Origin of the sequence: Streptomyces sp. NRRL S-1022 (assembly GCF_000720135.1) — a bacterium.
Taxonomy (GTDB): domain Bacteria; phylum Actinomycetota; class Actinomycetes; order Streptomycetales; family Streptomycetaceae; genus Streptomyces.
Window position 1 is genome coordinate 1 of sequence record NZ_JOIU01000015.1, and the last position, 20,799, is coordinate 20,799.

The following is a 20,799-nucleotide window of genomic DNA, read 5'->3' on the forward strand; positions in this document are numbered from 1 at the left end:
CCCCAACCCCCCCGCCCTGCCCCGCCGTTCCGTGCTCGCCGGTGCCGGCGCACTCGGCGTCGGGGCGGTGCTGGCCGGCTGCTCCGCCGGGCCGGAGTCGACGAACGAGACCGGTGGCGGCGGCCGGGGGAAGGACCGGACGCTGACCGCCGTGATCGGGTACGGCAACGACGGCAGCTGGGACCCGACACAGACCGCGTCGGCGTTCGCGATGGCAGCCAACCACCACATCTACGAGGGGCTGCTGGACACCGACCCGATCACCCGGGCGCCGTACCCCGCGCTCGCCACCGCCGTGCCCCGCGACCCCTCCGCCACCACCTGGCGGTTCACGCTCCGCCCGGGCGCCACCTTCCACGACGGCAAGCCGGTGACCGCCGACGACGTGGTGTTCGTCTTCGACCGGATCCTCGACCCGGGCACCCAGACCCTCGCCAAGGGCTTCTTCGCCTCCTGGCTGGAATCGGTACGCAAGACCGACTCCCGGACCGTCGAACTCAGGCTCGGGTTCCCCTTCCCGGACGGCCTCGCCCGGCTCACCCTCGCCAAGGTCATGCCACGTCACGTGTTCTCCCGGCCCGGCGCCTGGGACGACGCGGTCAAGGGACTGGCCGTGGGCTCGGGGCCGTACCGGCAGACCGCGCACCACCCGAAGTCGAACACGACCTTCGAGGCGTTCGCCGGCTACAACGGCCCGCGCAGACCGGCCTTCCGGACGATGAACTGGCTGACCATCGTGGACGCGGCCGCGCGCGTCGCGAAGATCTCCGGCACCGGCGCGGGCGCCCAGATCGCCGACAACATCCCCTACGCCAACATCCCCCGGCTGGAGCAGGGCGGGCTGAAGGTGGCCGGCGGCGCCGGGATGAACAACCTCTTCCTGATGTTCAACACCCGGCACAAGCCGTTCGACGACGTCCGCGTCCGCCAGGCCCTGCACTACGCCATCGACACCGAGAAGATGGTGCGGGTCGCGCTGAAGGGCCACGGGAAGCCCGCGTCCTCGTTCCTCGACGAGGGCAACCCCGGCTACCGGCGCGCCAGGACGGTCTACGGCTACGACCCCGCCCGGGCGAAGGCCCTCCTGGAGGCCGCCGGGGTCACCGGCCTCAAGGTCGGCATCCTCGCGGTCAACGTGAGCTGGATCGTGGACTGCCTGCCGACCATCAAGGCCTCCTGGGACGCCATCGGCGTGCGCACGACCCTCGCGCCGCAGGAGACCACGGCCGTGTTCACCAAACTGGACCAGAAGCAGGACTACCAGGTGGTCGCGGCGGCCTCCAACCCGAACCAGTTCGGGCTCGACGCCGACCTGATCATGCACTACAACTACGGCCCCGGGAACCTGTGGATGCAGTACACGCGGTGGGCCGGCCACCCCGTCGCCAGGCGGCTCTTCAAGGACATGGACCGGGCGACCCGGGAGCCGGACCCCGCCCGGAAGAAGGCGATGATCCAGGACTACATCGACGTCGTCGCCGAACAGGCCGTGCTCTACCCGGTCGTCCACAACGAGCTGATGACCGCCTGGGACCCGCGCCGGCTCAGCGGGATAAGGCCCCAGCCGTACCCGGGCGTCAACCTGCTCCAGGCCCGCTGGATCTGACGGCATGACGGCCGTCGTACGGATCCTGCTCCGCCGCGTCGCCCTGCTCGTCCCGCTGCTCCTCGGCATCGTGCTGTTCGTGTTCCTGGTGATGCGGTTCTCGGACGCCGACCCCGCGTCCGCGTTCTTCCAGGGCGCCAACCCCACCGCCCGGCAGCTGCACGAGTTCCGGGAGCGCAACGGGCTGCTGGACCCGCTGCCCGTGCGGTACGTCCACTTCGTCGGCCACCTGCTCCGCGGCGACCTCGGCACCAGCGCCCTCACCCGCGCGCCGGTGGCCGACCAGGTCACCACCGCGCTGCCGCTCACCCTCCAGCTGACCTTCCTGGGGCTGGCGATCGCGGTCGTGCTGGCGCTGGCTGGCGGGGTCACGGCGGCGGTGTACCGGGACCGGCTGCCGGACCAGGCCATCCGGATCGTGTCGCTGGTCGGGGTGGCCGCGCCCGGGTTCTGGCTGGCACTGCTGATGATCCAGTACCTGGCCGTGGACCGGGGCTGGTTCCCGACCGGCGGCTACGTCAACCCGGCCGACTCGGTCACCGGCTGGCTGCGGACCATGGCCCTGCCCGCCGTCGCGCTGTCCCTGCCGGTCGCCGCCCAGCTGACCCGGATCGTGCGGACCTCGGTGGTGGAGGAGCTGGACAAGGACTACGTGCGGACCGCCGTCGGAAGCGGGCTGCCACCGCGCGTGGTCGTCGGGCGGAACGTCCTGCGCAACGCGCTCGTCAATCCCCTGACCGTGCTGGGGCTGCGGGTCGGCTATCTCCTCGGCGGGGCGGTCGTCATCGAGACGATCTTCTCGCTGCCCGGGATGGGCAAGCTGATGATCGACGCCGTGCAGAACGGTGATCCGGCCGTCGTGCAGGGGGTCGTGCTGACCACCGCCACCGGGTTCGTCGTCGTCAACCTCGTCATCGACATCCTGTATCTGCTGGTCAACCCACGTTTGAGGGCGGGCTGATGGTCACGCGTGCGCGCATCGCCGAACGGCTCTCCCGGCCCGGAGTCCGGCTGCGCGGCCCGCGCCGGCTGCCGCTGCCGTCGAAGGCCGCCGTCTGCTTCCTGGCCGTGGTCGTCCTGGTCGCCGTCCTCGCGCCGGTGCTGGCGCCGGACGATCCGCTCGACCAGCAGGACCCGGTCGGCGGGAGCGGGGCGCCGTCGGCCGCGCACTGGATGGGGCAGGACAGCCTGGGCCGGGACGTCCTGAGCCGGCTGATGTACGGGGCCCGCTGGTCGCTGTCCATCGGGCTGGGCGCGACCGGGCTCGCGCTCGTCGCCGGCGCCCTCCTCGGGGCGTTCGCCGCCACCTCCCGCAAGGCCGTCGACGAGACGCTGATGCGCTGCCTGGACGTGGTGATGGCGTTCCCGGGCATCGCGCTCGCCGCCGTCCTGGTGGCCGTGTTCGGCGGCGGGATCCAGGTGCTGATCTGCGCGATCGCCTTCCTGTTCACCCCGCCCGTGGCCCGGGTGGTGCGGGCCAACGTGCTGGACCAGTACGGCGAGGACTACGTCACCGCCGAGCGGGTGGTCGGCGCCCGCACCGCGCACATCGTGCTGCGCCACGTGGCCGTCAACTGTGCCGCTCCGGTGCTGGTGTTCTGCACGGTCCAGGTCGCCGAGGCCATCGTGTTCGAGGCCTCGCTGTCCTTCATCGGCGCGGGGGTCCGGCCGCCGGACCCGTCCTGGGGCAGTGTCATCGCCGACGGCAAGAACATGGTGCTGACCGGCGGCTGGTGGGCGACCGTCTTCCCGGGGCTGCTGATCCTGCTCACCGTGCTGTCGCTGAACATCCTCTCCGAGGGCGTGTCGGACGCCTGGGCCGCGCCCGCCCCGCGGGAGGTACGGGCGCCGGAGGACCGGCCGCAGCCGCCCGGGCCCGGCACCGGCGAGGTGCTCGCGCTGCCCGGCCTCGCCGAGGCCGCCCGGCGGCTGCGCTCCCGGGCCCGGCCGCGTCCGGCCCCCGGCGGGCAGCCGGTGCTGGCCGTGGAGAACCTCGCCATCGGCTTCCCGGACCGGCACCGGGGCGTGGACATCGTGACCGGGGTCGGCTTCGAGGTGTATCCCGGTGAGGTGCTCGGTCTGGTGGGCGAATCGGGCTGCGGCAAGTCGCTGACCGCCCTCACGGTCATGGGGCTCCAGCCGAGGGGCGCCCGGATCAGCGGGCAGGTGCGGTTCCGGCAACGGGAGCTGCTGGCCGAGCCGATGCGGGTGCGGCGGCGGCTGCTCGGCCACGAGATGGCCATGATCTACCAGGACGCGCTGTCCTCGCTGAACCCGGCGATGACCGTCCGGGCCCAGCTGAAACAGCTGGTCCGGCGCGGCGGCAGGCGCGGTCCGCGCGAGCTGATGGAGCTGGTCGGCCTGGATCCCGACCGCACCCTGCGCAGCTATCCGCACGAGCTGTCCGGCGGACAGCGCCAGCGCGTGCTCATCGCCATGGCGCTCTCCCGGGACCCGAAGCTGATCGTCGCCGACGAGCCGACCACCGCCCTGGACGTCACCGTGCAGGCGCAGGTGGTGGAGCTGCTGCTCCGGCTGCGCGCGGAGCTGGGTTTCGCGCTGGTCCTGGTCTCGCACGACCTGGCGCTGGTCGCCGACGTCACCGACCGGGTGGTGGTGATGTACGGCGGGCAGATCGTGGAGACCGGGGTGACCGCCGACCTGGTGGCGGCACCGGCCCACCACTACACGCGCGGGCTGCTGGGCAGCGTGCTCTCGCTGGAGTCGGCCGCGCGGCGCATGACCCAGATCGAGGGGGTCGTACCGTCCCCCGCCGGCTTCCCGGCGGGCTGCCGGTTCGCCGACCGCTGCCCGCTCGCCACCGAGGTGTGCCGCACGACCGCCCCGGTCCTCGCGGGCACCCCGGTGCACACGGCCGCCTGCCACCATCCGGCGGTGGCACTGACCTCGGCGGAGAGCGAGGAGGCCCTGCAGTGACCGCTGTCGTGGAGGTACGGGACGCGCACGTCGTCCACCGGGCGCGCACCGGCGGCCTGTTCCGGCGGGACCGGGTGTACGCCCTGACCGGCGCCGATCTGTCCGTGGCGCCCGGTGAGACGGTCGGCGTGGTCGGCGAGTCGGGGTGCGGGAAGTCGACGCTGGCGAAGGTGCTGGTGGGCATCGAGCGGCCGGTGAGCGGGACGGTGTCGTTCGGGGGCCGGGAGCTGTGGGCGATGCCGGCCGCCGAGCGCCGGGCCACGGTCGGCGCGGGCACCGGCATGATCTTCCAGGATCCGTCGACCGCGCTGAACCGCCGGCTGCCGGTCCGCCGCATCCTGCGCGATCCGCTGGACGTCCACCGGCGCGGCACCCGAGCCGAACGGGAGGACCGGGTCCGGGAGTTGATGGCACTGGTGGGCCTGCCGCGGGCGCTCGCCGACGCCCTGCCGGGGCAGCTGTCCGGCGGCCAGCGCCAGCGCGTCGCGATCGCCCGCGCGCTCGCCCTGGAACCGGCGCTGGTCGTCGCCGACGAGCCGACCAGCGCGCTGGACGTGTCGGTCCGCGCGCAGGTCCTGAACCTCCTGCTGGACCTGAGGGAACGCCTCGGGCTGGCCATGGTGTTCGTCTCGCACGACATCCAGACGGTACGGCGGATGAGCGACCGGGTGATCACCATGTACCTGGGCCGGATCGTGGAGGAGGCCCCGGCCGGCCGGGTCACCGACGCCGCCCGGCACCCGTACACCCGCGCCCTGTTCTCGGCGACGCCCGGACTGCTGGACCCCGTCGACCCGATCCCGCTGACCGGTCCGGTGCCCTCGGCGACCCGCCCGCCGAGCGGCTGCCCGTTCCGCACCCGCTGCTGGAAGGCCGACGCGGTCTGCGCCGCCTCGATGCCGGAGTTCTCGGCCGCGTCACGGCCCGGACACCGCTTCCGGTGCCACCATCCTGTCCAGGAGGACATGCCGACCCGAGACCTAGCGCGCCAGGAGCCCTGAATGACCTTCCCGCTCACCGGTGTCGTACCGCCCGTCTGCACGCCCCTGACGCCGGAGCGGGAGGTGGACGAGCCGTCGCTGCTGCGCCTGGTGGACTTCCTGGTGGAGGCCGGGGTGCACGGGCTGTTCCTGCTCGGCTCGACCTCGGAGGCGGCCTTCCTCACCGACGCGCAGCGCCGGCGGGTGGTGGCGGCCGTCACCGCGCACGTGGGCGGCCGGCTGCCCGTCCTCGCGGGCGCCATCGACATGACGACGCCCCGGGTGCTGGACCATGTCGCGGCGGTCACCGCGGCCGGCGCGCAGGCCGTCGTCGTCACCGCCCCGTTCTACGCCCGCACCCACCCCTCGGAGATCGTCCACCACTACCGCCGGATCGCCGCCGCGAGCCCGGTCCCGGTGATCGCCTACGACATCCCCGTCGCCGTGCACACCAAGCTCCCCGCCGACGTGGTGCTGGGGCTCGCCGGGGACGGCGTGCTGGCCGGGCTCAAGGACTCCAGCGGGGACCTGGCGGCCTTCCGGGAGATCGTCGCGGGGGCCCGGGCGCTCCCCGGGTTCAGCGTGCTGACCGGCTCGGAGCTGATCGCCGACGCGGCGCTGACGCTGGGCGCCGACGGGGCGGTGCCGGGCCTGGCCAACGTCGACCCGCACGGGTACGTCCGCCTCTACCGCCGGTGCCGGGCCGGCGACCAGGAGGGCGCGCGGGCCGAACAGGAGCGGCTGTGCGCCCTGTTCGGGATGGTCCGCGTCGGCGATCCGGCGCGGATGGGCGGCAGCTCGGCGGCGCTGGGCGCGTTCAAGGCGGCGCTGCACCTGCGCGGGATCATCGACTGCCCGGTGACCGCCGAGCCGCAGGTGCCGCTGTCCGGCGCGGAGGTCGAGCAGGTCGGCAAGTTCCTGGCGGCGGCCGGCCTGCTGGGCCCCGGCGCGGACCGGCACTGAGGACGTACCGGCTGCCGGCGGCGCCTCCTCGTCGAACGCGGCGGGCGGTCACGGTCGTGACGAGACGGCCGTCCCCTGCTGTGACACCCGCGGCAGGCGGAGCCGGCGGAACTCCAGCGACTCGTAGGGGCCGTGGACGCCGGTCTCGTAGAGGACGCCGATCGTGCCGGGGGCGAGCTGGACCAGGTCGGAGTAGGCGGCCGGGCGGTCCGCAAGGACGTGGAGCCGGGTGAAGGCGCGGCCGGTGTCCGAGCCGGCCCACAGGGCCAGGGCGCGGCGGGCGTCCGGCACGGAGGGCGCGGAGAACAGCAGGGGCGTGCCCGGGCCGCCGGCCGCCAGGACGCTGCCCTGGACCACGGGGACGGCGTTCAGGGCGGGCTGGACGGTGAAGGGGCGCTCCAGGGTGCGGCCGCCGTCGCGGGAGGAGGCGTCGAGCCGGTTGCCGGGGTCGGTGCCGTTCTGGTCGCGGGCGCTGAAGTAGACGCGGCCGTCGGGGAGCTGGGCGGCCCCGGTCTCGTTGGTGTTGGTGCGGCCGTCGTAGGTGTCGTCCACGAAGCCCAGCCGCCAGGTGCGGCCGAGGTCGTCGCTGTAGAGGGCGTGGCCGCCGTAGTACCCGGCCTCCTGGCCGGTGTCGTGGGAGCCGGCGGGCGGGGCGGCGGAGTGGTCGGCGGGGACGAGGAGGCGGCCGGCCCACCGGCCCCGGGTGAGCGCGAGCGCGTGGCCGGGTCCGGTGGCGTACCAGCGCCAGCCCGGCCGCCACACCTGGGCGGTGATGTCCCGCGGGGCGGTGAAGTGCCGGCCGTCGTCCTCGCTGCGCTGCACGAAGACCCGGCGGGCCGGTCCCGGTCCGGCCTCGCCGCGCATGATCTGCGCCTCGGTCACGGTCCCGCTGTTCGCGCAGGTCACCAGGACGATCACGCCGGTGCGCGGGTCGACGACGGGCGCCGGGTTGCCCCGGGTGCGCCCCTGCCCGGCGGCCACCACGGTGAGCGGCCCCCAGGTGCAGCCGCCGTCGGTGGAGCGGCGCAGGACGACGTCGATGTCGCCGCTGTCGGCGGGCCCGGACCGGCGGCCCTCGGCGAAGGCCAGGACGGTGCCCTGCCGGCTCCTGACCACGGCCGGGATGCGGTAGACGGCGTAGCCGCCCTGCCCGGCGGTGTACGGCACGGAGGAGGCGCAGCCGCCGGGCGCGGCGTGCGCGGGTGTCCGGGCGGTGAGCGAGGTGAGGAGGGCCAGGCAGGTGAGGAGGGAGCGGCTGCGCGGGGTCACTCCCTGATGCTCCCCCGGTCGGCCGGGGCGGTCTTACTCCGTCCGGGTGAGTCAGGAGGGGGTCCGGGCGGCGGCCAGCAGGCGGGTCACGTCGTCGGAACAGATGGCGAGGGCCGCGCCGACGGTGGTGAGGGCGTCGCGTTCGGCGGGGGTGTAGGGGCCGTCGGCGAGGGCGATGCGGGCGCCCTGGAGGAGCAGGGACTCGCGGCCGGCCGGGGCCAGGTGCGGGGTCAGCGGGTCCAGGGCCTCGTGCAGCTCTATGGTCAGCCCGGCCCCGCACGGCTGCTCGAAGTACCGGCCGGTGTCGGCGGCGAGGGCCTCGACCAGGGCGGCCAGCCGGTCCTCGGTGCAGTCGGCGAAGCCGGCCGCGCGGACCGTCGCGGCGGCCGTCTCCAGGGCCGTACGGGAGCCGGTGCCGCCCGCGGCGAGCACGGCGAGGGCGACGGTGTGCACGGCGTCGCGGAGCATCGCGGAGAAGCGGCGGGTGGTGGGGTGGTCCAGCACCTCGGTGCCGAAGTGGTGTCCGCAGGCGGCGCACTCCACCACGGGTCCGGCCGCCCCGCGCGGCAGCACGGGCACGCCGAGCAGGGTGAGCCGGCGCCGTCCGGTGAGCCGCTGGTAGTTGCGGTCGCCGCCGCAGCCGGGGCAGAAGAACTCGCCGTCCCCGACGGGTGTCCAGGCGGTGCGGGTGCGCAGGATGCGCGCAGCCCTGGCGGCACGGCCGTCTCGTCCCCGTACTGGCAGCACGTCGCACCTCCGTAACCGCACGGCCACATCGCCGCGCTGGCGTGATGTTAGCCACATCACCGAGGTGGAGTCAGTACCCCGGAAGAGACCTTTCCGTGACCTGAGGGGCACGATGGCCGGAAACAGACGGGCCCCGCCCACCGGTGTGCGGCGGGCGGGGACCTGTGGACGCCGGGCGGGACAGCGTCCCCGAGGGGCGCGGGGAAACTGCGCCGGCCAGGACGGCGCCGTTCCCGCCCGACGGCCGATGCCCTGGTCCGCTGCCCGGCTAAGCGCTAGCGGGCCGCGCGGTTCACCGCGGAGACGACCGCCTTCAGCGACGCACGCGTCGTGTTGGCGTCGATGCCGATCCCCCACAGGACCTTGCCGTCGATCGCGCATTCGATGTAGGAGGCGGCCTGCGCGGAGGCGCCCTCGCTCATCGTGTGCTCCTGGTAGTCCAGCAGGCGTACGTCGATGCCGATGGACTGCAGGGCGTCGAAGAAGGCCGAGATCGGTCCGTTGCCGGAGCCGGTCAGGACGGTGTCCTCGCCGTCGACGGTGGCCTCGACGGTCAGGGTGTCCACGCCGTCGGTGTCGGTGGTCGACTGGCCGGTCCTCACCTGGATGCGGCCCCAGGGATTGTACGGGTTCGGCAGGTACTCGTCCTGGAAGACCGCCCAGATCTCCTTCGGCGTGATCTCGCCGCCCTCGGCGTCGGTCTTGGCCTGGATGAGCCGGGAGAACTCGATCTGCATCCGGCGCGGCAGTTCCAGCTTGTGGTCGTTCTTCAGGACGTAGGAGACACCGCCCTTGCCGGACTGCGAGTTGACCCGGATGACGGCCTCGTAGGAGCGGCCGACGTCCTTCGGGTCGATCGGCAGGTACGGCACCGCCCACTCGATGTCGTCGACCGTGACGCCCTTGGCCTTGGCGTCGGCCTCCATGGCGTCGAAGCCCTTCTTGATGGCGTCCTGGTGGGAGCCGGAGAAGGACGTGTAGACCAGGTCGCCCACGTACGGGTGGCGCGGGTGGACCTCCATCTGGTTGCAGTACTCCCACACCCGGCGGATCTCGTCGATGTCGGAGAAGTCGATCTGCGGGTCGACGCCCTGCGAGAACAGGTTCATGCCCAGGGTGACCAGGTCGACGTTGCCGGTGCGCTCGCCCTGCCCGAACAGGCAGCCCTCGACGCGGTCGGCGCCGGCCATCAGCGCCAGCTCGGCCGCGGCGACGGCCGTACCCCGGTCGTTGTGCGGGTGGACGGACAGGCAGACGTACTCGCGGCGGGTCAGGTTGCGGTGCATCCACTCGAAGCGGTCCGCGTGCGTGGACGGCGTCGAACGCTCCACGGTGGCGGGCAGGTTGAGGATGATCTCGCGGCCCGGGCCGGGCTGCCAGACGTCCATGACCGCCTCGCAGACCTCCAGCGCGAAGTCCAGCTCGGTGTCGGTGAAGATCTCCGGCGAGTACTGGTAGCCGAATTCGGTCTCGGGGCCCAGCAGCTTCTCGGCGTACTCCATCACCAGGCGGGTGCCGTCGACGGCGATCTGCTTGATGTCGTCCTTGGAGCCGCGGAAGACGACCCGGCGGAAGACCGGGGCGGTGGCGTTGTACAGGTGGACGGTGGCGCGCCGGGCGCCCTTGAGGGACTCCACGGTCCGCTCGATCAGGTCCTCGCGGGCCTGGGTCAGGACGGAGATCGTCACGTCCTCGGGGATCGCGCCCTCTTCCTCGATGATCGAGCGCACGAAGTCGAAGTCGGTCTGGCCGGAGGCGGGGAAGCCGACCTCGATCTCCTTGTAGCCCATCTTCACCAGCTGGTCGAACATGCGCCGCTTGCGCTCGGGCGACATGGGGTCGATCAGTGCCTGGTTACCGTCGCGCAGGTCGGTGGAGAGCCAGCGGGGGGCGGCGGTGACGCGCTGGTCCGGCCAGGTGCGGTCCGGGATGTCGACCTGCTCGTAGCGGCCGTACTTGTGGATCGGCAGGGCGCTGGGCTGCTGGCGGTTGGCCATGATGGCGTGGGCTCCTCAGGATGTCCGGATATCCGAGTGGACGGCCGACGACGCAACGCCGAGCTCCGCGGGGAGGGGGTCGGCCTCGACTACAGGCCCTCGCCGCGGCAGCTAAGGAGAAGCAGCCAGAAACGCATGATGCTCCGCAGCCTAGCCGAGCCGTCCCGGGTGCGCGGGCCTGTCCCAGTATGCGGGACCGTGCGGCAAACCGGGACAAAAAGTGCGCCGCATCATAGCGGCGTAGCACATCGTCACGGATCGTCGCGTTCCCTGTCCCGGTATTTCACCAATCATGGTGGCAGGTAGTGACACGGCCATCACGCAGTGCGATGGTGCCTGGCATGACGACCAACGGGGGCTCCCAGCCCGTCTTCTGCACGATCGTGCCGCCGCACGTCCTCGACAGGCTCGCCCGCAACGAGGACCCCGCGCTCTCCGGTCCGGCCCGCCGGTCCCTGGAGCACGACGCCTACCAGCGCACCAAGCGCCGCCTGACCACGGTGATCGGCGCGACCCCCGTCGCCCCGCCCGCCGGCGCCGCCGCCGACCAGCCGCACCGCACGATCTACGACGCCCGGCACACCCAGGACCTGCCCGGCACCAAGGTCCGCGAGGAAGGCTCCGAACCCGGCACGGACGCCACGGTCAACCGCGCCTACGCGGGCCTCGGCGCCACCTTCGAGCTGTACCTGACGGCGTACGGCCGGCACTCCATCGACGACAGCGGCCTGCCGCTGGACGCCACCGTGCACTTCGGCGAGGGCTACGACAACGCCTTCTGGAACGGCGAGCAGATGGTGTTCGGCGACGGCGACGGCGAGATCTTCCTCGACTTCACCATCCCGGTCGACGTCATCGGGCACGAGCTGACCCACGGCGTCACCCAGCACACCGCGAACCTGGAGTACTACGGCCAGTCCGGCGCCCTGAACGAGTCGCTCTCCGACGTCTTCGGCTCGCTGATCAAGCAGTACACGCTCGGCCAGACCGCCACCGAGGCCGACTGGCTGATCGGCGCCGGCCTGCTGGCCCCGCGCGTCACGGGCACCGCCCTGCGCTCGATGAAGGCCCCGGGCACGGCCTACGACGACGACGTCCTCGGCAAGGACCCGCAGCCGGCGAAGATGGCGGACTACGTCCGCACCGGCCGCGACAACGGCGGGGTGCACATCAACTCCGGCATCCCGAACCACGCCTTCTACCTGGCCGCCACCGCCCTCGGCGGCTACGCCTGGGAGAAGGCCGGCCAGGTCTGGTACGACGTGCTCACCGGCGGCGGACTGAGGGAGGACGCCCTCTTCGCCGACTTCGCCACCCTGACGGTGAAGGCGGCCCGGGAGCGGTACGGCGCCGGGGGCGAACTCCAGGCCGTGCAGAAGGCGTGGGAACAGGTCGGGGTGCGGACGCTGTAGTTCCGTACTACACATCGACCCATGCGGATTCGAGTGTTGCGCACGGGTGGTTTCGCGGGCATCGAGCGCCGGGCCGAGGTGGACACCTCGGGCCGGCCCGACGCCCCCGAGTGGCAGGCCCTGGCCGAACGCGTCCTGGCGGCCGGCCGGAGCACGCCTCCGGCCGGTGTCCCGGACGGCTTCGCCTACGAGATCACGGTGGACGGCCGCACGGTGTACGCGGCGGACCCCCGACTGACCGAGGACGAAAGGGAGTTGGTCTCGCGACTGCTGAAGGAGGGTGCGTAACGGGCGGTTCACGCCGGGGCGTTGACTTCCGTTACCGGGGGTAAGGATGATCCGGCCATGGCGACTGACGCAGGCACTGCGATCCCCCGGTTCCCGCCCGGCTTCCTGTGGGGCGTCTCGACCTCGGCCCACCAGATCGAGGGCGCGGCCGGGGAACGGCAGCCGTCCGTGTGGGACGTGTTCACGGCCGAGCCCGGACGGGTGAAGGACGGCTCCACGGCGGCGGTGGCCTGCGACCACTACCACCGCTATGCCGAGGACGTGGCCCTCCTCGCCGGCCTGGGCGTGGACGCCTACCGCTTCTCGGTCTCCTGGCCCCGGGTGAACTCCCCCGGCGGCCTGGACTTCTACGACCGCCTGGTGGACGAGCTGTGCGCGGCGGGCGTCCGGCCCGTCCCGACCCTCTTCCACTGGGACCTGCCGGCGCACCTGGACTGGCTGGACCGGGACACGGCGGCCCGGTTCGCCGGCCACGTGGCGGTCGTCGCGGACCGGCTGGGCGACCGGGTGCACAAGTGGATCACCCTCAACGAGCCGGCGGAACACACCCTGCTGGGACACGCCCTGGGCGCCCACGCCCCCGGCCGGCGGCTGCTCTTCGACGCGCTCCCCGTCGCTCACCACCAGCTGCTCGCCCACGGACTGGCCGTACGGGCGCTGCGCGCGGCCGGCGCCCGTGACGTCGGCATCGCCAACTCCCACGGCCCGACCTGGGCCGCCTCGCCGGAGCAGGCGGACCTGGAGGCGGCCGGCTTCTACGACCTCCTGCTGAACCGCCTGTTCGCCGAGCCGGTCATCCTGGGCACCTATCCCGACGGCATGGGCGACCTGATGCCGGGGGACGTCGAGGCCGACCTGAAGGTGATCGCCGAGCCGGTCGACTGGTACGGCGTGAACTACTACGCCCCGACGCGGGTGGGCGCCCCGCAGGGCACCGCGACCGAGTTCGGCGGGCTGACGATGCCGGCCGAACTGCCCTTCTCGGTACGGGAGATCGAGGGCCGGCCGGTGACCGACTTCGGCTGGCCGGTCGTCCCCGAGGGGCTGACGGAGCTGCTCACCGGTTTCCGCGAGCGGTACGGCGACCGGCTCCCGCCCGTCGTCATCACCGAGAACGGCTGCTCCTACGAGGGCGTCGACGACCAGGCGCGCATCGCCTACCTGGACGGCCACATCCGCGCCCTGCACCGGGCGGTCGAGGCCGGCGTCGACGTGCGCGGCTACTTCGTGTGGTCCCTGCTGGACAACTTCGAGTGGGCCGAGGGCTACGCCCGCCGGTTCGGCCTGGTGCACGTCGACTACACCACGTTGGACCGCACGCCCAAGGCCTCCTACCACTGGTTCCGGGAACTGCTGCGGGCGCAGGGGTGACCACCGTCCGCTCCGCGGCCGCCGCCCTCGCCGAGCCGGACGGACCGGTCGGCCGGGGCTGGACGGCGTCGCTGGCACTGGCCAACGGGGCGATCTGGGTGGGCTGGTTCGGCCCGCTGCAGATCCTGCTCGCCGCCCAGGCGGGGGACTTCGCGCCCGGCTCCGGGATGTCGAAGGAGACGCTGCTGGCATGGGTGACGGGCGCCGGCGCGGTGGTCTCGCTGGTCGCGAACCCGCTGTTCGGCGCCCTCTCCGACCGGACGACCGCGCGCCGGGGCCGCCGTACCCCGTGGATCGTGGCCGGGTCGGCCGGCGGCGCGCTGTCGTTGCTGCTGCTCGCGGGCGCGGGCGGGGTGTGGTCGATGGCGGCGGGCTGGTGCCTGGCGCAGCTCACGCTGAACGCGGCCTTCGCGGCGGTCACGGCGGCGGTGCCGGACCGGGTGCCGCGGGGCCGGCGGGGCGTGGTGGGCGGCTGGCTGGGCGCGGCGCAGATCCTGGGCGTGGCCGGCGGGACGGGTCTTGCCGCGGCGGCGGGCGGGACGGCGGCCGGGTACGCGGCGTGCGCGGTGGTCACCGTGGTGGGGGTGGCGCCGTACGTCCTGTGCCACGCGGACCTGCGGCTGGCGCGGGAGGACCGGCCGCCGTGGTCCTGGCGGGGCTTCCTCGCCGGGTTCTGGCTCAGCCCGCGCCGGTATCCCGACCTGGGCTGGGCGTGGCTGACCCGCTTCCTGATCAACCTCGGCAACTCCCTGGTCCTGCTGTACCTCCTGTACTACCTGCGCGACGGCCTGCACCGCTCCGACCCCGAGCGGGGCGTGCTGGTCCTGACGGCCGTCAACAGCCTGACGCTGCTGGCGACCGTCGTGGCCGGCGGGGTGTGGTCGGACCGGGTGGGCCGGCGCAAGCCGTTCGTGGTCGGGGCGGGCGTGCTGATGGCCCTCGCCACGGCGGTCCTGACCGGCTGGCAGACCTGGCCGGGCGCGCTGGTGGCGGCGGCGGTGCTGGGCGTCGGCTTCGGTGTCTTCACGTCCGTGGACTTCGCGCTGATGACGGACGTCCTGCCCACGGCGCTGGACCGGGGCAAGGACCTCGGCGTGATCAACGTGGCCAACGCCCTCCCCCAGGTCGCCGCCCCCGCCCTGGCGGCCCCGGTCGTCACCCACCTCGGCGGCTACCGGGCCCTGTACCTGATCGCGGCGGCGATCGGACTGGGCGGGGCGGTACTGGTGGGACGGATCAAAGGGGTCGAGTGACCCTCACAGCGCACCGGCGTCGCGGGCGCTCCACAAGGTGGGGAAGTACGGCCGGTAGCCCAGTTCGCGGCGGATGCGGTCGGTGGAGGCGATGCCGAACCAGGGGTCGGGGTCGGGGCCGTCCGCCGGCGGTTCCAGGCCGAGCACCTGGTGCAGTTCCAGGACGCTGACCGTGGCGTCGTCGGCGATGTTGTAGGCGCGGCCGGCGGCCCCGGGGGCGTACAGCAGGCGCAGCAGGCCCTGCGCGGCGTCCGCGACGTGCACCAGCTGGAAGACCCGCTTGGCGGCGGGCCACCCGGCGATCTGCCGGGAGGCGTTGGCCAGGTGCGGGTCGCCCTCGCCGTAGACGAAGGCGAGGCGGCCTATCCGGACGTCGAGCCCGTCCAGGGCGAGCAGCCCGCGCTCGGCCTCCAGTTTGGACTCCGGGTACGTCATCCACAGCGGGCCGCCGGGCACGGCCGGGTCGTCCTCGACGAGCGGCCGGCCGCGTCCGGTGCCGTACACCAGGATGGTGCTGGTCTGCACGAACCGGCGGACGCCCGCGGCGGCGGCCGCCCGGCCCAGTTCCAGGGCGGCGTCACGGTTGACGGCCCGCATCTCCTCGTCGGTCACGCCCCGGAAGGAGGCCGCGATGTTGACGACGGCGTCCACTCCGGCGAGCGCCTTGCCGAGGACGTCGGCGTCGCGCAGGTCGCCGACGACGACCTCGGCGCCGCGGTCGGCGAGGGCGGCGGCGCGGGACGCGTCGCGCACGATCACCCGGACCTGCTCGTCCGGCCGGGCCTGGGCGAGCAGCCGGGGGACGAAACCGCGTCCCACCTGTCCGGTGGCGCCGGTGACCAGGGTCAGCATGGTGGTGCTCCTCTCGATCGGATCCCGTACGGATCCGTGTGGTGCACCCAGCCTCGGCCGCGGGCCGGGGCGGCGGGAGAGACCTTCCGATCGGGGGACCGGCAGTCCCTGGATAAGCCGGCCGGGCTGCCCCACCCTTGTGGGGTGAACCGAGCCGAACTCGCCGACTTCCTGCGCCGTGGCCGCGCCCGGCTGGAACCGTCCGACGTGGGCCTCGCGCCCGGCGCCCGCCGCCGTACGCCCGGACTGCGCCGGGAGGAGGTGGCCTCGCTGGCCGGGATGTCGGTCGACTACTACACCCGGCTGGAGCAGCGCCGGGGTCCGCGGCCGTCGCGTCAGATGCTGACGGCGCTGGGGCGTGCGCTGCGCCTGACCGACGACGAACGGGACCACCTGTTCCACCTGGTGGGCGAGGAGCCGCCGCGCCGGGACGCGGCCTCGGGCCATGTCCGGCCCGGTCTGCTGCTGGTCCTGGACCGGCTGTACGACTCACCCGCGCAGGTGGTCACGGACTGCGGCGAGGTGCTGGCGCAGAACGCGCTGGCCAAGGCGCTGGTGGGGGACGCGTCCGCCCGGCCGCCGCGCGAGCGGAACCTGACCCGGCGGTTCTTCCTGGACCCCACGGCCCGCGCCCTGTTCCCGGCCGAGGACCTGCCGGCCCACGCCCGGGACCACGTGGCCAACCTCCGCGCGGTGGCCGCGGCCCGCCCCGACGACCCGGAACCGGCCGCCCTGGCGGCCGAACTCCGGGCGGCGAGCGAGGAGTTCGCCCGGCTCTGGGAGGAGCACGAGGTGTCCTTGCGCCGCCCCCGCATGAAGCGTTTCCTGCATCCGGTGGTGGGCCTGCTGGAGCTGGAGTGCGAGGTCCTGCTGAGCCACCACAGCCACCACCACCTCATCATCCACACGGCCCGCCCCGGCACGGAGTCACACGACAGACTCCAGCTGCTGGGGGTGGTGGGCCTCCAGGACCTGACCCCCCGGAACACCGCCCGCTAGGCCCCCCGGAAACCCGCGCACCCCAGAACCCCCGCCGCCGCAACTGCTTCGGGTCCCGTTGCCAGTCCTCGGCGACCCCCACGTGCAGGCCGAGACCGTATCGACATGCGGCCACCGCCGCGCGGCCGGCCCACCCGGCAGGACCGCGTCTCAGAACCCCAGCCGCCGCAGCTGCCTCGGGTCCCGTTGCCAGTCCTCGGCGACCCCCACGTGCAGGCCGAGACCATATCGACATGCGACCACCGCCGCACGGCCGGCCCACCCCGCAGGACCGCGCCTCAGAACCCCAGCCGCCGCAGCTGCTTCGGGTCCCGTTGCCAGTCCTTGGCGACCTCCACGTGGAGGTCGAGGCCGTATCGACATGCGGCTACCGCCGCGCGGCCGGCCCACCCCGCAGGACCGCGTCTCAGAACCCCAGCCGCCGCAGCTGCTTCGGGTCCCGTTGCCAGTCCTTGGCGACCTTCACGTGGAGGTCGAGGAAGACCGGGGTTCCGAGGAGGGCCTCGATCTGGCGCCGGGACTTGATGCCGACCTCCTTCAGGCGCTTGCCCTTGGGGCCGATGACGATGCCCTTCTGGCTGGGGCGCTCGATGTAGACGTTGGCGTGGATGTCCAGCAGCGGCTTGTCCGCCGGCCGGTCCTCACGCGGCAGCATCTCCTCGACGACCACCGCGATGGAGTGCGGCAGCTCGTCGCGGACACCCTCCAGCGCCGCCTCGCGGATGAGCTCCGCGATCATGACCTGCTCGGGCTCGTCGGTGAGGTCGCCCTCGGGGTAGAGCGCCGGGCCCTCGGGCAGCATCGGGATCAGCAGGTCCGCCAGCAGATCGACCTGCTTGTTCGCGGTCGCCGACACCGGGACGATCTGCGCCCACTCGATGCCCAGCTCCTTGCCCAGCTGGTCGATCGCGATCAGCTGCTCGGCCAGGGTCTTGGAGTCGACCAGGTCGGTCTTGGTGACGATGGCGACCTTCGGGGACTTACGGATCCCGGCCAGCTCCTTGGCGATGAAGCGGTCGCCGGGCCCGATCTTCTCGTTCGCCGGCAGGCAGAAGCCGATCACGTCGACCTCGGCCCACGTCGTCCGCACGACATCGTTGAGCCGCTCTCCGAGCAGCGTGCGCGGCTTGTGCAGCCCCGGCGTGTCCACCAGGATCAGCTGGGCGTCCGGCCGGTGCACGATGCCGCGCACGGTGTGCCGGGTCGTCTGCGGCTGGTTGGCGGTGATCGCCACCTTCTGCCCGACCAGAGCGTTCGTGAGGGTGGACTTGCCCGCGTTGGGGCGGCCCACGAAGCAGGCGAAGCCGGCGCGGTGGGCGGCCTCGGCCGGCTGCTCGGAAGACTGGGTACGAACGCTCATGGCGTTCATTGTCCCTGATCCACGAGGCTCCGCCGTACCGCCCCGGTCCGCCGCCCCTCCCGGTGAGTTTCCGGAAACCCGCCCGCAACGAAACGTCACGGAAACACACCTGTACGCGACCGGAAACGGACACCGGTGACCCTCTGACGCAGCCCCCACACCGTTGGAGACGCCCGTGACCCTCGCCGCCGCCCACGTGAACACCGGCGACACCGCCTGGCTGCTCGCCGCGACCGCCCTCGTGCTGCTGATGACCCCGGGCCTCGCCCTGTTCTACGGCGGCATGGTCCGCACCAAGAGCGTCCTCAACATGCTGATGATGAGCTTCGTGTCGATCGCCCTGGTCACGGTCGTCTGGCTGGCGGCCGGCTACTCCCTCGCCTTCGGGGACGACATCGGCGGCGGGCTGATCGGCGGTCTCCACCAGGCCGGGATGCGCGGGCTCGGCCCGGGCAGCGTGCACGGCACGGTCCCCACCGTCCTGTTCGCCACCTTCCAGCTGACCTTCGCGATCATCACGGCCGCGCTGGTCAGCGGCGCGGTCGCCGACCGGACGAAGTTCTCGGCGTGGCTGGTCTTCGTACCGCTGTGGACGCTCCTCGTATACGTTCCCGTCACCCACTGGGTGTGGGGCCCGGGTGGCTGGATCCTGGACAAGCTCGGCGCCCTGGACTTCGCGGGCGGTCTGCCCGTCGAGATCACCTCCGGCGCCTCCGGACTGGCGCTCTGCCTGGTCCTCGGCCCCCGCCTGGGCTTCAAGAAGGACTCCATGCGCCCGCACAACCTGCCCATGGTGGTCCTCGGCGCCGGTCTGCTCTGGTTCGGCTGGTTCGGCTTCAACGCCGGCTCCGCGCTCGGCGCGAACGGTCTCGCCGCCGCCGCGTTCCTCAACACGCTCGCCGCCGGCTGCACCGGCCTGCTCGGCTGGCTCTTCGTGGAACAGAAGCGCGACGGCCATCCGACCACCCTGGGCGCGGCCTCCGGCGCGGTGGCCGGGCTGGTCGCGATCACCCCGTCCTGCGGCACGGTCTCCCTGCTCGGCGCCCTCGTGGTGGGCCTCGCCGCCGGTGTCGTGTGCAGTTACGCCGTCGGCTGGAAGTTCAAGCTGAACTACGACGACTCCCTGGACGTCGTCGGCGTCCACCTGGTCGGCGGAATCATCGGCACCCTGCTGATCGGCCTGTTCGCCGAGAGGGCGATGACCGGCGGCGCGGAAGGCCTCTTCTACGGCGGCGGGCTCGCCCCGCTCGGCCGGCAGCTGCTGGCCGTGGTGGTCGTGGCCGGGTACGCCTTCACGGTGACGTACGGTCTCGGCAAGCTGCTCGACAAGGTGCTGGGCCTGCGGGCGAGCGAGGAGCAGGAGTACACCGGCCTGGACCTTACGGTGCACGCCGAGACCGCATACGATCACGGCGTCCTGGGCCACGGCGCCCCGGTCAGCTCGTCCGTCCTCTCCTCCGCCCAGAAGGTCAAGTCCCAGGCATGAAGCTCATCACCGCGATCGTCAAGCCGTACCGTCTGGACGAGGTCAAGACCGCCCTGCAGGAGCTGGGGGTGCACGGTCTGACCGTGACCGAGGCCAGCGGCTACGGCCGGCAGCGCGGCCACACCGAGGTGTACCGGGGGGCCGAGTACCGGGTCGACCTGGTGCCGAAGGTGCGCATCGAGGTCGTGGTGGAGGACGCGGTCGCCGACGACGTGATCGACGCGATCGTCAGGGCCGCGCAGACGGGGAAGATCGGGGACGGGAAGGTGTGGTCCGTGCCCGTGGAGACGGTCGTCCGGGTGCGGACCGGCGAGCGCGGACCCGACGCGCTCTGACCAGCAGCGCCCCGGTCAGCACGCCGGCGGCGAACACCAGCGTCACCACCAGCCAGGGCAGCGCGAGGAAGCCGGCGCTCGCCGTCTCCCGGGTGTCCTGGGCGCGCGCGGTGAGCGTCACGTCCGCCCGGTCGAGCTGGGGCGCCCCGTGCCAGGTCTCGGTGAGCCGCACCCGCTGCCCCGGCAGCAGTTCGGCGGGCACCCCGGTCAGCTCCCGGTCGAGCAGCGTACGGCCGAACAGTCCGCGCGCCTTCAGCTCCACCTTGGGGCTGAGCGTGACGTTCCCGGTGTTGCGCAGCGTGTAGGAGACGGTGGCGGTGCTGTCGCCGAGGCCCGGGACCAGCGGCTGGTGGTGGCCGATCCGCAGGTGCTCGACGGCGAGCGCGGGCAGTGCGGGTCCGCCGACCCGGAGGTAGACGCGGGCGCCGACGGCCCGCCGGACACCGAGGGCCAGCCTGCCGCCGCCCGGGGCGGTCCGCTCGTCGAGCGCGACGATGGCGCCGGGGTGGTCGCCGGGTCCGGCGCTCCCGGGCACCCGGAGCGTGAAGGGCACGGTGACGGTCCGGTGCCCCGGCACGGTGATGCGGGACCTGGCGACTCTGGCCCAGGCGCCGACCCCGTGCATGCGTTCCCCGGCGGTGCGCACGGCGAAACCGCCGTCCCGAGCGGTGTTGTAGGCGTCGGCCGCGTACAGCCGGAAGGTGAGCGGCCGGCTGGTCCGGTTCCGTACGGCGACCTCGTCGGTGAGGGTCTGGCCGCGTTCGGCGGTGAGGATGAAGTAGGGCCGCGCGGCGATCTCCGTGGCGACCGGGTAGACGGACCAGCTGCCGTTGTCGGCGGCGTGCGCCGGGCCCGCCGGCAGACCGAGCGGGCCGAGGAGGCAGAGCAGGCTCAGGAGGAGGGCGTGCGGCTTGCGCATGGGTGCGGACCCCCTACGGACGAGG

At 73.1% G+C, this 20,799-nt stretch carries 18 protein-coding genes; 12 read left to right on the forward strand and 6 right to left on the reverse strand.

Translation table 11 applies throughout. The features are described from left to right. Positions 1-16 precede the first annotated feature (16 nt). Genes IG05_RS0121560 through IG05_RS0121580 form a run of 5 tightly spaced genes read left to right on the forward strand, consistent with a single transcriptional unit; the run spans position 17 to position 6,486 of the window. Positions 17-1,606, forward strand: coding sequence for an ABC transporter substrate-binding protein (locus tag IG05_RS0121560; RefSeq protein WP_051790119.1), 1,590 nt, complete (start codon positions 17-19; stop codon positions 1,604-1,606). 4 nt (positions 1,607-1,610) lie between these two features. After that, the gene (locus IG05_RS0121565; RefSeq protein ID WP_030344923.1) at positions 1,611-2,567 is read left to right on the forward strand and encodes an ABC transporter permease; all 957 of its coding nucleotides are present in this window, start codon (positions 1,611-1,613) and stop codon (positions 2,565-2,567) included. Continuing rightward, positions 2,567-4,543, forward strand: coding sequence for a dipeptide/oligopeptide/nickel ABC transporter permease/ATP-binding protein (locus IG05_RS0121570; RefSeq protein ID WP_030344924.1), 1,977 nt, complete (start codon positions 2,567-2,569; stop codon positions 4,541-4,543). Before IG05_RS0121565 ends, IG05_RS0121570 begins: the two co-directional genes overlap by 1 nt. Further along, the gene (locus IG05_RS0121575) at positions 4,540-5,544 is read left to right on the forward strand and encodes an oligopeptide/dipeptide ABC transporter ATP-binding protein (RefSeq protein ID WP_030344925.1); all 1,005 of its coding nucleotides are present in this window, start codon (positions 4,540-4,542) and stop codon (positions 5,542-5,544) included. The genes IG05_RS0121570 and IG05_RS0121575 overlap by 4 nt, the downstream gene beginning before the upstream one ends. After that, complete coding sequence (locus IG05_RS0121580) at positions 5,545-6,486, forward strand: dihydrodipicolinate synthase family protein (protein WP_030344926.1); 942 nt, start codon at positions 5,545-5,547, stop codon at positions 6,484-6,486. A 48-nt stretch (positions 6,487-6,534) separates the two neighbouring features. On the opposite strand, the gene IG05_RS0121585 is transcribed toward IG05_RS0121580, so the two are convergent. From IG05_RS0121585 to leuA, 3 genes are all read right to left on the reverse strand, one after another. After that, positions 6,535-7,755: a sialidase family protein gene (locus IG05_RS0121585; RefSeq protein ID WP_030344928.1), complete on the reverse strand. Its 1,221-nt coding sequence runs from the start codon at positions 7,753-7,755 to the stop codon at positions 6,535-6,537. A 51-nt stretch (positions 7,756-7,806) separates the two neighbouring features. Then, a complete protein-coding gene (locus IG05_RS0121590) occupies positions 7,807-8,502 on the reverse strand; it encodes a TerB family tellurite resistance protein (protein ID WP_030344930.1) in 696 nt (231 codons plus the stop codon). Positions 8,503-8,777: 275 nt separating this feature from the next. After that, positions 8,778-10,499, reverse strand: a complete 1,722-nt coding sequence (gene leuA / locus IG05_RS0121595; RefSeq protein ID WP_030344932.1) for a 2-isopropylmalate synthase — start codon at positions 10,497-10,499, stop codon at positions 8,778-8,780. A gap of 341 nt (positions 10,500-10,840) precedes the next feature. Here leuA and IG05_RS0121600 point away from each other — a divergent pair, with 341 nt between their 5' ends. The 4 genes from IG05_RS0121600 to IG05_RS0121615 are packed head-to-tail and all read left to right on the forward strand — an operon-like array spanning position 10,841 to position 14,823. Continuing rightward, positions 10,841-11,911, forward strand: a complete 1,071-nt coding sequence (locus IG05_RS0121600; RefSeq protein ID WP_030344935.1) for a M4 family metallopeptidase — start codon at positions 10,841-10,843, stop codon at positions 11,909-11,911. Between the two features lie 21 nt (positions 11,912-11,932). Continuing rightward, a complete protein-coding gene (locus tag IG05_RS0121605; protein ID WP_030344936.1) occupies positions 11,933-12,199 on the forward strand; it encodes a protealysin inhibitor emfourin in 267 nt (88 codons plus the stop codon). A 57-nt stretch (positions 12,200-12,256) separates the two neighbouring features. Next, positions 12,257-13,570, forward strand: coding sequence for a GH1 family beta-glucosidase (locus IG05_RS0121610; protein ID WP_030344938.1), 1,314 nt, complete (start codon positions 12,257-12,259; stop codon positions 13,568-13,570). Then, complete coding sequence (locus IG05_RS0121615) at positions 13,567-14,823, forward strand: MFS transporter (protein ID WP_030344940.1); 1,257 nt, start codon at positions 13,567-13,569, stop codon at positions 14,821-14,823. Before IG05_RS0121610 ends, IG05_RS0121615 begins: the two co-directional genes overlap by 4 nt. A 3-nt stretch (positions 14,824-14,826) precedes the next feature. On the opposite strand, the gene IG05_RS0121620 is transcribed toward IG05_RS0121615, so the two are convergent. Further along, positions 14,827-15,675 carry an NAD-dependent epimerase/dehydratase family protein gene (locus IG05_RS0121620; RefSeq protein ID WP_030344942.1) on the reverse strand — a complete coding sequence of 283 codons (849 nt, stop codon included), beginning with the start codon at positions 15,673-15,675 and terminating at the stop codon, positions 14,827-14,829. 144 nt (positions 15,676-15,819) lie between these two features. On the opposite strand from IG05_RS0121620, the gene IG05_RS0121625 reads away from it, so the two are divergent. Beyond that, the gene (locus tag IG05_RS0121625) at positions 15,820-16,674 is read left to right on the forward strand and encodes a helix-turn-helix transcriptional regulator (protein ID WP_030344943.1); all 855 of its coding nucleotides are present in this window, start codon (positions 15,820-15,822) and stop codon (positions 16,672-16,674) included. Positions 16,675-17,080: 406 nt separating this feature from the next. On the opposite strand, the gene era is transcribed toward IG05_RS0121625, so the two are convergent. Beyond that, positions 17,081-18,034 (reverse strand): GTPase Era, encoded by a 954-nt coding sequence (gene era / locus IG05_RS0121630; protein ID WP_030344945.1) that lies wholly within the window; start codon positions 18,032-18,034, stop codon positions 17,081-17,083. Positions 18,035-18,209: 175 nt separating this feature from the next. On the opposite strand from era, the gene IG05_RS0121635 reads away from it, so the two are divergent. Both IG05_RS0121635 and IG05_RS0121640 read left to right on the forward strand, forming a co-directional pair. Next, a complete protein-coding gene (locus tag IG05_RS0121635) occupies positions 18,210-19,520 on the forward strand; it encodes an ammonium transporter (protein ID WP_030344947.1) in 1,311 nt (436 codons plus the stop codon). Further along, positions 19,517-19,855 (forward strand): P-II family nitrogen regulator, encoded by a 339-nt coding sequence (locus tag IG05_RS0121640; RefSeq protein WP_030344948.1) that lies wholly within the window; start codon positions 19,517-19,519, stop codon positions 19,853-19,855. The genes IG05_RS0121635 and IG05_RS0121640 overlap by 4 nt, the downstream gene beginning before the upstream one ends. On the opposite strand, the gene IG05_RS0121645 is transcribed toward IG05_RS0121640, so the two are convergent. Continuing rightward, complete coding sequence (locus tag IG05_RS0121645) at positions 19,749-20,774, reverse strand: WxL protein peptidoglycan domain-containing protein (protein ID WP_037814393.1); 1,026 nt, start codon at positions 20,772-20,774, stop codon at positions 19,749-19,751. The genes IG05_RS0121640 and IG05_RS0121645 overlap by 107 nt on opposite strands. Positions 20,775-20,799: the final 25 nt, after the last annotated feature.